Source organism: Synechococcus sp. Tobar12-5m-g (genome assembly GCF_024345415.1).
In the GTDB taxonomy this organism is placed as follows: domain Bacteria; phylum Cyanobacteriota; class Cyanobacteriia; order PCC-6307; family Cyanobiaceae; genus Regnicoccus.
Map to the genome: position 1 here is coordinate 24,817 of NZ_JAGQBB010000018.1, position 13,526 is coordinate 38,342.

The window sequence follows — 13,526 nt, forward strand, 5'->3', positions numbered from 1 at the left end:
GATCCAGAGTATTGAGACCAAGCAGGGTTGTTCATTCAACCCATCAGATACTTCGAGATCCAGTCTTCCCGTTTCTCTCCTGGAGTGCTCCCCGCCCATCACCAAGGTACGACCCACCATCCCACGTCACGACACCTCCAACCCCGTCATCTCCAACTCCCGCCCCCCCAGCACGTCCGCCGACAGCTCGCCACAGCACGGGCAGGCAAAGATCACATCCACCGGCTCGAACCGCTGCCCGCAACCTCCGCAGCGGCACACCGTGGGCACCACCTCCAGCTCCAGCGTTGCCCCTTGGCTGATTCCGCCCGCCATCACCACCTCGAAGGCGAAGGCGAGGGCGTCGGGGTCCACGCCCGAGAGCCGCCCCACCCGGAGCTTCACGGCGTGAATCCGGTTGGCACCCTGGGCCGTCGCCGCCGCCAGGGCGATGCGGTGCAGCTCCTCCATCAGCGCCAGTTCATGCATCGCCGCACCAGCGGCGCACCGCCGCCAGCACCTCGGGCAGCACGGCCCTGGTGGCGAGCGTGAGCCGCGTGCTGAAGCCGCAGCCGTGGGCCGCCACCAGCAGTTGCCAGGCCGGCGGACGGCGGCCATAGAGGGTTTCGGCCAGCTGCAGCAGCGTGCCCGTGCTGGCGTGGTGGCTGAACAGCCCAGCAGGGCCCGCCGCATCGGCTCCCCCGCTTTCCGGGGGCAGGAGCGGCTCCAGCCGCCAACCGCCTGGGCCCGCCGCCGCTTCCGCTTCCGCATCCACGAAGAGCACACGCCGGGCGGCGGCCAGCTGCGGCGCCAGCTCGGGTGTGAGCTGGGTCCGTTCGATCACCGCCAGGCTGGGGAGCTCCCAGCGCTCCACTTCGGCGGCGATGGCGCGTCCCACGCCATCGTCCTGGCGCAGGCCGTTGCCCCAGCCGATCAGCAGATCGCCGCTCACTGCCGCCACCGCTCCTGCAGCATTCCCCCGTCGGGGCCGATCAGCTGCACATGCAAGGGCATCTGGCCCGCCGCATGGGTGGAGCACGACAGACAGGGATCGAAGCAGCGGATGCCCGCCTCCACCCGGTTGAGCAGGCCCTCGCTGATCTCGGCCGCCCCCGGCGGGATCCATTGCCGGGCGATCTGGGTGATGGTGCGGTTCATCGCCCGGTTGTTCTGGCCGGTGGCGATGATCAGGTTCACCGCCTCGATCAGGCCGTTGGCATCCACCTTGTAGTGGTGGAACAGGGTGCCGCGCGGCGCCTCGCTCACGCCCACCGCCTCGAAGGCGTTCACCCCGGCGTGGGCGCGCACGTGGGTTGCGCAGATCTCGGGGTCGTTCAACAGCAGCTCGATCGCTTCGAGCGCCGCCAGGATTTCGATCAGGCGGGCCAGGTGGTAGTGGAAGGAGCTGGTCACCACACGGCCGCCGCGCTCCCGCAGCTCCAGCAGTTCGGCATCGGCCCGCTCGGTGCCGATGTGCTCGCACACGTTCAGCCGTGCCAGCGGCCCCACCCGGTAGCTGCCCGCTTCTGGCCCCAGCGGCTTGTAGTAGGGAAATTTCAGGTAGGTCCAGGGTTCCACCGCCTCCGCCAGCGCCTCGCTGATCTGTTGCTGTGGCAGCGCCTCGGCCAGCACGGCGCCGTCGGAGTCGATCAGGCGCAGCTGGCCGTCGTAGTGCTCCCAGCGGCCATCAGCCCCCACCAGGCCCATGAACAGCGACGGGAAACAGCCGAACGTGCTGGCCTCCGTCGCCAGCGGGCCATCCAGCAGCCCCTTGAACCGTTCCAGCGCCGCGTTGGTGGTGGCGAAGGCTTCCGGCAGACGCGCACGGATGGCCTCGCGATCCGCTGGATCCAGGGGGGTACGCACCCCTCCCGGCACGGCCCAGGCGGCGTGGATCTTGCGGCCCCCCAGGCGCTCGATCAGGTCCTGGCCGAACTGGCGCAGGCGGATGCCGCCGCGGGCCAGCTCCGGGTCGGCGGCAATCAGGCCGAAGATGTTGCGCTTGGCCGGATCGCTGTCCCAGCCCAGCAGGAAATCGGGGCTGCTCAGGTGAAAGAACGACAGCGCATGGGACTGGGTGATCTGGGCCAGGTTCAGCAGCCGCCGCAGTTTCTCGGCTGCCGGCGGGATCGTCACCGCCAGGATCCGATCGCCCGTCTTGGCCGAGGCCAGCAGGTGGCTCACCGGGCAGATGCCGCAGATGCGGGCGGTGATCGCCGCCATCTCGGTGAACGGCCGCCCCTCGCAGAACTTCTCGAAGCCCCGGTACTCGACCACGTGGAAGCGGGCACCCTCCACGGCGCCGGCCCCGTTCAGGTGGATGGTGATCTTGGCGTGGCCCTCGATCCGCGTCACCGGATCGATCAGGATCGTGCGGGTCATGGCTCAGCCGAAGCGGATCATCGCCGCCCCCTCCATCACCGGCCGCTCGCCCCGCAGCAGCGGCTCGAGGAAGGCGCGGATGCGCGCGGCCGAAGGCGGGCAGCCTGGCAGGTAGAGATCCACCGGCACCACCTCGTGCAGCGGCAGCACCCGCTCCAGCAGATCAGGCACCAGGCCCGGGGCATGGGGCAGCTGGCCGCTGCCATCGGCCAGCTCCAGGTAGCCGCGGCGCAGCACCGGCTCCGCTCCATCCAGCCTGTTGCGCATGCCCGGCACGTTCGCGGTGATCGCGCAATCCCCGAACGACACCAGCAAACGGGTGCGCGCGCGCACCTGAAGGATCAGCTCCAGGTTGTCGCCGTTGGCGACGCCTCCCTCCACCAGGCAGACATCCACGTTCTCGGGGAAGCCCTTGATGTCGGACGCCACCGGGCTGAACACCACATCAACCTGCTCGGCCAGCTCGATCAGCCACTCGTCGAGATCGAGGAACGACATGTGGCAGCCGGAGCAGCCGGCCAGCCAGACGGTGGCAAGGCGCAGCTTCATGGCGTCTGCTGCCCCCTGGCGCGGGCCCGCACCAACGTCCACAGCCGGGCGGGGTCGGCGTGCTTCTCGCCGGTGGTGTCGGCCTTGTCGAACAGGGCGCCGGTGGGGCAGACCTGCACGCACTTGCCGCAGTCAGTGCAGGCGTCCACCGCCCCCCAGGGCTGATTCAGCCCGGCGATGATCCGGCAGTGCTCGCCGCGCCAGCCCACATCCCAGACATGGGCCCCCTCCACCTCGTCACAGACCCGCACGCAGCGGGTGCAGAGGATGCAGCGGTTGTGGTCGAGCCCGAACAGGTGATGGGTCAGGTCGACGGGACGATCCGGATGGCGGTAGGGCAGCCGGGAATGGTCCATACCCACCTCCACGGCCCGGTCCTGCAGCTCGCAGTGGCCGTTGGCCACGCACACCGCGCAGACGTGGTTCCCCTCGGTGAAGAGCATCTCGATCAGCGTGCGCCGGTAGTCCTGCAGCCTGGGGGTGTCGGTGTGCACCACCATCCCCTCCGCCACCGGGGTGAGGCAGGCGGGCTGCAGCTTGCCGCTGCCCTCGATCTCCACCAGGCAGAGCCGGCAGGCGGCCACCGGGCTCAGCCCCTCCAGGTGGCAGAGGGTGGGGATGGACACCCCCACCTCCCGGGCCGCCGCCAGCAGGGTGGCGCCCGTGGCCATCGCCACGTCGCGGCCGTCGATGGTCAGGGTGCGGACGCTCATCGGCCGGCTGCCGCTGCCGTGGGCTGGGGCCTCAAGCGAGCCACGTACTCGTCGCGGAAGAAGCGCAGGGTGCTGAGCACCGGTTTGGGAGCGCTCTGGCCCAGACCGCAGAGGCTGGTGTCCACGACCATGTGGCAGAGGGCTTCGAGCTGGGCCAGATCGGCGGCCGTGGCGTCGCCGCCCAGGTGCTTCTGCAGCAAACCATGCAGCTGCACGGTGCCGGCGCGGCAGGGCACGCACTTGCCGCAGGATTCATCCCGGCAGAAGGCCATGAAGAAGGCGGCGATCGCCACCATGTCGGTGGAGTGGTCCATCACCACCATGCCGCCGGAGCCCATGATCGTGCCCAGCTCCTTCAGGCTCTCGTAATCCACCGACGTGTCGAGCAGGGAGGCCGGCACGCAGCCGCCGGAGGGGCCACCGGTCTGCACGGCCTTGATCCCGGCTCCATCCGGGCAGCCCTCCCCCATCTCGGCCACGATCGTGGCCAGGCTGGTGCCCATCGGCACTTCCACCAGCCCGCCACGGCGGACATTGCCGGTGAGGCAAAACACCTTGGTGCCCTTGCTGCCCTCCGTGCCGATGGCGGCGAACCAATCGGCGCCCTCCCGCAGGATCGGCACCACGTTGGCGAACGTTTCCACGTTGTTGATCAGGGTCGGGAGTCCCCACACCCCCGCTTCGGCGGGGTAGGGGGGGCGCGGCCGCGGTGTGCCGCGCTGGCCCTCGATCGAGTGGATCAACGCCGTTTCCTCGCCGCAGACATAGGCACCGGCGCCGACCCGCAACTCCACCGTGAAGCCGAAGGGGGAGCCGAACAGCCCCGCTCCGAGCAGGTGGCGGCGACGGGCCTGCTCGATCGCCCGCCGCAGGTTGACGATCGCCAGCTTGTATTCGGCGCGGATGTAGATGAAGCCCCGATCGGCCCCCACTGCGTAGGCGGCGATCGCCATGCCCTCCAGCACGCGGTGGGGATCCCCCTCCAGCACGCTGCGGTCCATGAAGGCGCCGGGGTCGCCCTCATCGGCGTTGCAGACCACCACCTTGCGCTCACCAGGCATCTTGGCCACCGTCGCCCATTTCAGACCGGTGGGATAGCCCGCACCACCCCGGCCGCGCAGGCCGCTGCGGCGGATCGTCTCCACCACCTCGGCCGGGGTGCACTCCTGCACGGCGCGGCGCAGCTGCTCGTAGGCGCCGCGCTCGATCGCCGCTTCGATCCGCTCCGGGTCGATCAGGCCGCAGTGCTCCAGAACGATGCGCCGCTGGCGCGTGAAGAAGGGCCGCTCGGTGTCGACCTGCTCCCCCGCAGCAGGGGTCCAGGCCAGGGGGGCCTCCCGCTCGGCGGACGAGGCTGCCTGCAAACGGTGGGCCAGGGCCGTGATCAGCCCGTCGGCATCGGCGGCCGTCACGCCGGCGAACAGGGCGCCATCGGGATCAACCGCCAGCAGCGGGCCCTGGCTGCAGGGACCGAGGCAGCCCACCCCGGTGATGGCCAGGCGTTCCTGCAGCTCCCGCCGGGCCACAGCGGTGGTCAGCGCCTGCCGCAGCTCGGCGGCGCCGCCGGCCAAGCAGCCGGCGGAGCTGCAGCAGCGCACCCGCAGAACGGAGGAGGGGGGCGGAGAGTGGGTGGTCATGGCTGTGGTTCCGATCCGCGCTCAAGCTCGTGCTCTGCATCGAGGCCACGCACCGCCGCCAGGACGGAGCCGACGGTCTGGTGTTTGCGAACCTCCCCGTCGATCACCACCACCGGCGCGGCGCTGCAGGTGCCCAGGCAGCGCACCGATCCCAGGCTCACCCAGCCATCGGCCCGGCAGGCGCCCAGATCGATCTGCAACTCCTGCTCCAGGGCCTCGATCAAGGGGGCCGCCCCCTTCACCGCACAGGCCGTGCCGTTGCAGACGACGCAGCTGTGCCGCGCCGGCGGGCGGAAACGGAACAGGTGATAAAACGAAGCCGTGCCATAAACGCGGCTGAGCGGCAACTCGAGGCTGCGGGCGACGTGGCGCAGCAGATCGTCGCCGAGATAGCCGTAGAGCTCCTGGGACTGGTTGAGGATCTCGATCAGGCTGTCGGGGCTGCGGTGATGCCGGCGCAGCATCGGCTCCAGGGCCTCGAAGGTTGCGCTGGACAGCATTGCGCTGGGAATCGCGCTGGGCATCGCTTGGTCCCACCCGTGGTTGCACCGTAGGAAGCAACAGCCGTTTGGGCTGTGACGAAGGCATTTCTTCGTCATCCGTTCCGATGAACCACCTCAAGCTGCCCAAGGTTCCCGATCACTTCGTCCCGTTCTGGACGGTGCTGGGGAAAGCCCTTGGCTGCTCGCTCTACCAGGGCCTCAGCCCATCAAAGCCGAACCTCCCGCAGGGAGCGCAGACAACGCGCCTGGGGCGGATAGTTCTCGCACCCCTCCCCCTTCGGCAGGAGCACATAGACCAGGCAACCGGCCGCCAGGGCTGCCTCCGTGCCGGCCTGGGAATCCTCGAAGGCCCAGCAGCCTGCGGGTTCAACGCCGAGGCGGCGGGCCGCCAGCTTGAATCCGTCCGGGGCGGGCTTGCCGCTCACCAATCCGGGATCATCGCCGTGAACCCGGATCTCCAGCAGCTCTATCCAGGGGTGGGGGGCGCACTTGAGCGCCACCGCATCCCGGCTGCTGCTGGTGACCAGCGCCATCGGGATCGCCAACTCGCGGCAGCGGGCCAGCAGCTCGGGCGCCCCCTCCATCGCGGCCGCCGATGGCAGCAAGCGTCGGGCGATCGGCTGCTGCACCGCCAGCAACTGCTCGGCCGTTGGGGCCACCACACCCGCCGCCGCGATCCAGGCGATCACCTGCCGGGCGTTGTCGAGGCGGCGGCGGCCCCTGAGCTGCAGAAGTTGGGCATCGTCCAGGGCCACACCGAACCGATCGGCCGCCTGGCGCCAGGCTCGCCCGTGCAGCGGCTCCGTGTCGAGCAGCAGGCCATCGAGATCGAACAGGCAGGCGGCCGGGCGGATCATGGCGGCATCCTCTCAGTGGGCGGGATCAGGCCAGCTGCCATGAGGTACTCCTTAGGGTGAAGGCCTTTCAGTGGCCGGCCAGGCCCCCACTCGCCATAGCGCCATGCCTGCCCTTCCCCCGGCGGAGTCCCCCGCCTATCCGGTGCCGGAGGACGAGGTGGCACGTCAGCAGGCCCTTGACGACCTCCACATTCTCGACGTGGACCCGGACGACGACTTCGATCGGCTCACTCGACTGGCCAGCCAAATGCTGGGGGTGCCGATCGCTCTGATTTCCCTGGTCGACCACGACCGGCAGTGGTTCCTCTCCCGCGTCGGCCTTGACGCAACGCAGACGAACCGGGATGTGGCTTTCTGCGCCCATGCCATCTGCAGCGATGAGCTGATGGTTGTTGAAGACGCGCTCCATGACGATCGCTTCAAGGACAACCCGCTGGTCAGTGGCGACCCCCACATCCGGTTCTATGCGGGCGCGTTGTTGCAGACCCGCGAAGGTCACAACCTCGGTACCCTGTGCGTGATCAGTCCTGAACCGAGGCGGCTCTCGGGAAGCGAGCACCAGCTGCTGGCAGACCTTGCCGGCCTGGTGATCCAGCACCTGGAGGCGCGGCGGAACAGCTACTTGTGCCCGATCACGGCCCTCCAGAACCGTCGGCCCTTCTTCGAAGCGGGCCTGCGGGAGTTCCTGCGGGTCAGCCAGAAGACTGAGCCGCTGACGCTTCTGCTCTTCGGCATCGACGATTTCCCGGCGATGAACGAGCGTTTCGGTAACAGGCAAGGGGAAAGGGTGCTTCGCGAGGTGACCGAAACACTCCGGTCCGTGCTGGGGGAGAGCGCCCTGCTGGGGCGGGTGGCCGGAGATGAGTTCGGTGCGTTGCTAACGGGTCTGGAACGCCAGGAGGCCATGGGACTGGCGGAGCGGATTCGCTCCGGGATCGCTCTGAATGGATGGGTAGTGGATGGAGCACGTCATCCTCTGACCCTCAGTTGCGGAGTCGCCTCTCTCATCCCCGATGACCGTGGGTTCATCGATCTGTTCCGTCGCGCTGACTCGGCTCTGAACCAGGCCAGGCTGTCGGGACGGGCCCAGACGGACGACATCAAACGACGATCTAGCCTCTCTGAACCGAGACATAAGCCCGGGAAAGGGCCGCTCTAAGCGTCTCCACCTGGATGGGTTTGCCGAGAAAGTCGTTCATACCGCTCTCGAAAGCCTGGACACGATCGCTCTCCAGAATGTTGGCCGTGACCGCCACGATCCACGGACGACGATCGCTCCCGCCATCCTGCCGGATTCTGCGCGTGGCTTCGAGCCCATCAAGGTTGGGCATCCGCAGATCCATCAGGATGATGTCAGGATCGAGGCTGCGCTGCTGCACCAGGGCCTCTTCCCCGTCGCGGGCCACGCTGACGCCATAGCCGAGCCGTTGCAACATCAGCTCGCAGACGCGGGCATTCACAAGATTGTCTTCGGCCAGGAGAATGCGCAAGGGATGCTGTGCAGCAAACGTGGACGCCTCGGGAGTGGCCGCTGCCGCGAGGCGAGTCATGGCGGCATCCTCCAGAAGCTCCACCGGGAGCGTGACCGTGAAGGTGCTGCCCTGACCGAGTTCGCTTTCCAACTGAATCCCGCCGCCCAGGGCCTTCGCGAGGCTCTGGCAGATGGCCAAACCCAGACCGGTGCCGCCATGGACACGGGTGCTGGAGGAGTCACCCTGCGTGAAGGGCTGGAACAGGGCCTCCCTCCCGGTCTCGCTCAGCCCTGGTCCGGAATCACGAACGCGGATAATCAGGGGAACCATCCCATCGGGTTGGCAAGGCTGAACCGAAACGGCCACACCCACCCCGCCACTGGAGGTGAACTTGATCGCGTTACTGACCAGATTCACGAGGATCTGCCGGAGGCGGAAGGGGTCGGTGCTCAAGAGCTCGGGAACGCCGGCATCGATCTCGAGTGTTGTACGCAAACCCTTCGATTGAGCCTGCTGGGCGAAAAGGCCCAGCACATCCTCGAACAGAGGGCGGAGCCGACAGGGCGCTACCTCCACGACCAGTTTACCACTATCGATCGTCGAGAAGTCGAGAAGTTGATTGAGCAGAAGAAGCAGGGATTCGGCTGAGTTCTTAACCGTCTGCAAGCACGAGTGCTGCTGGGTTGTCAGGCGGCTACTCAGCAGGATGTCAGTGAGCCCGATCACCCCATTCAGCGGTGTGCGGATCTCATGGCTGATCGTCGCCAGGAAGATGCTCTTGGCAAGGTTGGCCGCCTCCGATTCGGCTGCCGCCTGGCGGGCCAGGTCACGCGCATTCCGGATGTCTTCGAGGGCGATTGCGCGCGATTGCAAGGAACGCCAATGGAGGAAACCGATCAGAGCGGAGAGGAGGCCACTCCCCGCAAGAGACAGTCCCAGGGCCAGGCGCAGGGGGAAAAGCTGTCGGTTGAGGCTGGCCAGGGACAGGTCGACTCCCACGAGAGCGATGGTCTTGCCATCCTCGTCGCGGAAGGGAGCGAAACTGCTCAGAAACGTTCCCCACTTGTCGGTGTAGGGAGTGGAGCTCACGGCGACACGACCGGTCCGAACGGCGGTCAGGGCAGCAGTAGGAGCATCGGCATAGCGCTGCCCTGTCGAAGCCACAACGGTGGCGTCACCCTGGTTCCTGATGTAGTAGGAGCTATCCAGCACGAAGAGGAGATCCTGCAGACGGGCCCGGAGCGTGTAGGCGTAATAGACATCCGGTACCGCCTTCCGCAGTTGGAGCAGGGGCTGGGCGGCCCGGCGATAGGCCTCACTGCCCATCTGCTTTGGGGTGGTGATCGATCCGTGAAGCTCAGGACTCATTTCCGATGCCGTGATCACGGCAAGATCCCGCAACCGATCCTGAATGTTTCTATGGAGCGACTGATTGGCCGTCCGATAGGTGACGATCAGCGCCGTACTGGCGATTGCAAAGACTGCCAAGGCCATGCAACACGCCTCTCGGACCAGCTTGCCTTTCGGCATGGAGACCTCCTCAGTGGCGTGCGCAGGATTAAGCATGCCAAGCCTCATGTCAATTCTCCGGCAGCCCTGTGTCTACGCCATTCTCGGAAACGACTCAAGGCAGCGCAGAGGTCATCGTGGCGAAGGGGTTTGGACAGAAAGTCATTCATTCCGGCGGCTTGACAGTCCTGGCGATGGGAATTGAACGAATAGGCTGTGAGGGCAATCACATAAAGCCCAGAATACCCTTGGGAACGCAAGCGACGTGTCGCCGCCATTCCGTCGAGCTTGGGCATTTCGATGTCCATGAAGACCAGATCAATGTCGCCAGCCTCGATGCGATCGATGGCCGCCTGACCGTCGCCTACCAACTCCGCTTTCAGGTCCAACTTGGCCAGCATCAATTCCAGCACCCGTTGATTGACGCGGCTATCATCGGCAACTAGAATCCCGATCAAGTCACCGAATTCGCCTGTGGATTGCGCCTTGGCATCCTCGCGCTGAGGCTGAATCGTCAACCCGAAAGGTAACTTCACCGCAAAGCAGCTCCCTTCCCCAAGGATCGATTCAACAGAGATATGCCCTCCCATCAGCTTGCAGAGCCGGAAGCAGATGGCAAGGCCGAGACCGGCACTCTGTGAGGTCTGTGCTGGATTGGAGTGCCGGATGAATTCCTCAAAAATGAAAGGCAGAACATCGGCGGGAATGCCGATCCCCGTATCGGTGACACGAAACAGTAACTCCTGTTCGCTGCCCACCGCCGGTGCCAGCTCGATCGAGAGACAGATCGTTCCCTGATTTGTATACTTACAGGCATTTCCAAGTAAGTTGAAGAGGATTTGACGCAGTTTCAGATCATCCCCAACCAACCATCTCGGCATGTCTGGCGCGACGGAAAACTCCAGCTTGATGCTCCTGATGGCTGCTTGATGCTGAAACAGTCTCAAGCAGTCATCGAGTAAAGCATGAAGGTCGAATTTCCTGGAATTAAGCTTCAGGCGACCAGTCTCGATCTGAGAAATGTCGAGGATGTCATTGATTAAGCCAAGCAGATGCTCGCCACTGTCGTGAATGGTATCGACCATCTCCCTCTGGTTCTCACTCAAGGGGCTATCGAGTAACAGCTCAGTCATTCCGAGAACCGCATTCAATGGGGTTCGGATCTCATGGCTCATGCTCGATAGGAATCTTGTCTTTGACTGACTGGCAGACTGGGCCACATCTCGTGCCAGCAGCAGCTCGTGGGTTCTTTCACCCACCTGTATCTCTAACTGATCACGAGCCTCGATCAACTTATCCTGAGCCTGCACGATCGCGCTCTGATCCCTGAAAGTGAAGACCAGTGAAGGCTTGTTCGGTATATTGACCGTAGCCCAGCAAACTTCGATGACCCTGCGCGGACGGGTGGGAGTCAGTTCCCATGTGACTTTTCCTGCGCCGCTTCTCGCCCAGAACAACAGACAATCCGCAGGCTCGGTGCGTCCGGCTTGGTAGCGTTGGGGTAGAAGCTTGGTCAAGGAGTTCCCCAGGCACTGTAAACGTGATCGTCCAACGAATCGATCGAAGGACGCATTGGTCCACTCCACGATCCCATCCAGATCAGTGAAGGCAAGGCCTTCCTCAACGACTCCCAGCGCCGCCTCCAGTCGCCCCAGGGTGGTTCGGAGTTGGGTGACGAGATTCAGATCCGCCATCCGAAGCTCACGGAAGCGGGCGCAGCGTCGCCGCGAAGGCCCAGCTCGCTCCCCGGCGTTCAGCCACGATGAAATGTTCTGAGTTGATCTCCCGATGATCCTTGCAGACCGTCATCAACTCCAGGGGATGGTTGAGGATCTGGGATTCTCCAATGATCTGAAAGCGAGAGAATCCCAGGTGGTGAGCATCCTGAAAGGAGGCGGGGAGAATCATGGAAAGCGACTGGCCCCTCAGGTCTTCCAGAGTCCATCCATAGACAGACTGGAACAAGTCGTTGATCTCTTCGATCATCCCTTCCTGATCTGCAGCGACGAAGGGCAGAGCTTGCTGACGCAACTCTTCAATTGTGACCATGGACTTCATCCCTGATGTCGCCAACAGATTAATCGATTGTAGCTGGGTGGTTCCACCCGCTGGCCATGGCACAAGGACCTAACCCACGATCGCGCTCCCGGGACCCTCGCCTCAGTGTCGGTTCATGCCTGCAGCGGCCGTTGGGTCCTTGCACGGCTCAGCGGGTCGATGCCCTCGGTGCCGCAGTGCATGGCCCAAGGAGTGGATCGTATCAAGAAAGCGGAACCATCCCTGATCGCCCTTGCGTGCGGGCCGATCAGTATGGATTGCCAGATGCCACAAGCTCGCACTCAACCAATGGTACGATCAATAACGTACGAGGCGCACTAATGAATGATCTCTACATCCTCAGGCCTACTGGTTTCATCGATGCTCAGAATGGCAGGGACCTACGGGACAGAATCGGGTCTGTGCTCGCCGAGAAGCCAAGGGACATCCTGATCGATTGCCAGGATGTTGAGTTTATGGACAGCAGTGGATTCGGCGCCTTGGTCTCCGCGCTCAAACGGGTGAGAGAGCATGGCAAGCAGTTGTTCCTATGCAGCCTCAACAGCCAGCTGCGCGTCGTTCTCGAGCTCACCGGAACTGACCGGGTATTCTCTATCTTTGCGAACAGCCACGATTGCTTCACCTTTGTGTCACAACGCCAGTCCGATTCCTGAATCCCGCCCGGGCTGTGAAACGGGTCAGGACAGGAGGGCCAGGATCACCGAGTAGTCATCCGTGAAGGGTGCATCTGCCGTGATGACTTGAATCCGACCCAGTAAGTGATCCAGTCCATCTGTGGCCCCCAGAAGGCCTCGGCACTCCTCCACCACATCCATGAATTCGGGCAGCGACCACATCGTTCCGCCGGGAAGGGGCACTTCGTAGAGCCCATCGCTGTAGACCAGCAAGCAGGCCCCCTCCCCCACCGGAAGGCTCTCGGTGATGTAAGTCGCCTCTTCGAACAAACCAATGCCCATTCCCTGTCCTTGAAGCCAGCGAGCGGGGAACGCGCCGCCTCTGGACCAGAGCATGGCAGGGGGATGGCCCGCGCTGGCGAAGCGCAGTGTCCTGGTTGAGGGTTGATACACCCCGTACCACAGGGTCAGGTAGCGGCCTTGGTGCTGCTCCATCTGAAAGCCGGCGTTGAGGGCCTTGAGCACAGCAGCCGGCTCACGGAGATCGACGGGCAGCGAGCGGGAACGCAGCTGGTTGTGCACCGAGATCGAAGGGAAGGCCGCCGCCAGTCCATGACCGGAGGCATCAGCGAGGTAAACCACGAAGTGATCCTCGTCGAGCCAGAAGTAGTCGAACGAATCGCCGCCCAGCTCATGGGAAGGAACGAAACAGGAATCCACAGTCACAGCACCACTGATCGCCTTCGGGAGCAACGAGCGCACATAGCTGGCCGCCTCGGCCAGCTCCTGATCCAGGCGTGCCTTCTGGCGCTGCAGCTCATCGGCCAGGTCCTTGAGGCGTTCGTTGGCCTGGTGGAGGCGAATGCCAGACCGAACGCGTGCCAGCAACTCCTCGGGATCGACCGGCTTGCTGAGGAAATCATCGGCGCCACAATCCAGCCCGGTCACGCGATCCTCCACCCGGGAGCGTGAAGTCAGCAGGATGAAATGGGCCGCCTCCAGGACCGGATCAGCCTTGACCGCCCGGCAGACCTCCAGACCATCCATGCCCTCCATCAGCCAGTCGCAGAGGATCACCGTGGGTGGGCTGAGGCGTGCCTGCTGCAGAGCGCTCTCACCCGAATCGACCACCAGGATGTGATAGCCCTGCGACTTAAGTCGGGCCTCGAGTATGCGGGAATGGATGCGGTCGTCATCCACCAGCAGGATCGTGATCTGGGCGGAACCAACGTCCATGGGAGTGAGGGAGGAGC

Annotated in this window: 14 protein-coding genes; 2 read left to right on the forward strand and 12 right to left on the reverse strand. The window is 64.8% G+C overall.

The annotated features are described in order from the left end of the window. Positions 1–126: 126 nt before the first annotated feature. From hypA to KBY66_RS11440, 8 genes are all read right to left on the reverse strand, one after another. The gene (hypA, locus tag KBY66_RS11405; protein WP_255089629.1) at positions 127–468 is read right to left on the reverse strand and encodes a hydrogenase maturation nickel metallochaperone HypA; all 342 of its coding nucleotides are present in this window, start codon (positions 466–468) and stop codon (positions 127–129) included. Continuing rightward, positions 461–931: a hydrogenase maturation protease gene (locus KBY66_RS11410; protein ID WP_255089630.1), complete on the reverse strand. Its 471-nt coding sequence runs from the start codon at positions 929–931 to the stop codon at positions 461–463. Before KBY66_RS11410 ends, hypA begins: the two co-directional genes overlap by 8 nt. Next, complete coding sequence (locus KBY66_RS11415; protein WP_255089632.1) at positions 928–2,361, reverse strand: Ni/Fe hydrogenase subunit alpha; 1,434 nt, start codon at positions 2,359–2,361, stop codon at positions 928–930. Before KBY66_RS11415 ends, KBY66_RS11410 begins: the two co-directional genes overlap by 4 nt. 3 nt (positions 2,362–2,364) lie before the next feature. Beyond that, positions 2,365–2,910 (reverse strand): oxidoreductase, encoded by a 546-nt coding sequence (locus KBY66_RS11420; RefSeq protein WP_255089633.1) that lies wholly within the window; start codon positions 2,908–2,910, stop codon positions 2,365–2,367. Next, entirely contained in the window at positions 2,907–3,623 is a 717-nt protein-coding gene (gene hoxU / locus KBY66_RS11425; protein WP_255089635.1) for a bidirectional hydrogenase complex protein HoxU, read from the reverse strand. The genes KBY66_RS11420 and hoxU overlap by 4 nt, the downstream gene beginning before the upstream one ends. Next, positions 3,620–5,260 carry a NuoF family protein gene (locus KBY66_RS11430; RefSeq protein ID WP_255089636.1) on the reverse strand — a complete coding sequence of 547 codons (1,641 nt, stop codon included), beginning with the start codon at positions 5,258–5,260 and terminating at the stop codon, positions 3,620–3,622. Before KBY66_RS11430 ends, hoxU begins: the two co-directional genes overlap by 4 nt. Then, a complete protein-coding gene (locus KBY66_RS11435) occupies positions 5,257–5,784 on the reverse strand; it encodes an NAD(P)H-dependent oxidoreductase subunit E (protein ID WP_255089637.1) in 528 nt (175 codons plus the stop codon). The genes KBY66_RS11430 and KBY66_RS11435 overlap by 4 nt, the downstream gene beginning before the upstream one ends. 185 nt (positions 5,785–5,969) lie before the next feature. After that, entirely contained in the window at positions 5,970–6,620 is a 651-nt protein-coding gene (locus KBY66_RS11440; protein WP_255089639.1) for an HAD family hydrolase, read from the reverse strand. 103 nt (positions 6,621–6,723) lie between these two features. Between KBY66_RS11440 and KBY66_RS11445 the strand changes: the two genes are divergently transcribed. Beyond that, entirely contained in the window at positions 6,724–7,779 is a 1,056-nt protein-coding gene (locus KBY66_RS11445; RefSeq protein WP_255089640.1) for a sensor domain-containing diguanylate cyclase, read from the forward strand. Here the strand turns inward: KBY66_RS11445 and KBY66_RS11450 are convergent. From KBY66_RS11450 to KBY66_RS11460, 3 genes are all read right to left on the reverse strand, one after another. Beyond that, on the reverse strand, positions 7,733–9,580 hold the full coding sequence (locus KBY66_RS11450; RefSeq protein ID WP_255089641.1) for an ATP-binding protein: 1,848 nt from the start codon (positions 9,578–9,580) through the stop codon (positions 7,733–7,735). The two genes, KBY66_RS11445 and KBY66_RS11450, sit on opposite strands and share 47 nt — an antisense overlap. An 86-nt stretch (positions 9,581–9,666) precedes the next feature. After that, positions 9,667–11,295 (reverse strand): response regulator, encoded by a 1,629-nt coding sequence (locus KBY66_RS11455; RefSeq protein WP_255089643.1) that lies wholly within the window; start codon positions 11,293–11,295, stop codon positions 9,667–9,669. Between the two features lie 7 nt (positions 11,296–11,302). After that, the gene (locus KBY66_RS11460) at positions 11,303–11,650 is read right to left on the reverse strand and encodes a PAS domain S-box protein (protein ID WP_255089644.1); all 348 of its coding nucleotides are present in this window, start codon (positions 11,648–11,650) and stop codon (positions 11,303–11,305) included. 329 nt (positions 11,651–11,979) lie between these two features. On the opposite strand from KBY66_RS11460, the gene KBY66_RS11465 reads away from it, so the two are divergent. Beyond that, positions 11,980–12,312, forward strand: a complete 333-nt coding sequence (locus tag KBY66_RS11465; protein ID WP_255089645.1) for an STAS domain-containing protein — start codon at positions 11,980–11,982, stop codon at positions 12,310–12,312. Between the two features lie 24 nt (positions 12,313–12,336). Here KBY66_RS11465 and KBY66_RS11470 read toward each other — a convergent pair whose 3' ends face one another. Beyond that, the gene (locus tag KBY66_RS11470) at positions 12,337–13,509 is read right to left on the reverse strand and encodes a PP2C family protein-serine/threonine phosphatase (protein ID WP_255089646.1); all 1,173 of its coding nucleotides are present in this window, start codon (positions 13,507–13,509) and stop codon (positions 12,337–12,339) included. Positions 13,510–13,526 lie beyond the last annotated feature (17 nt).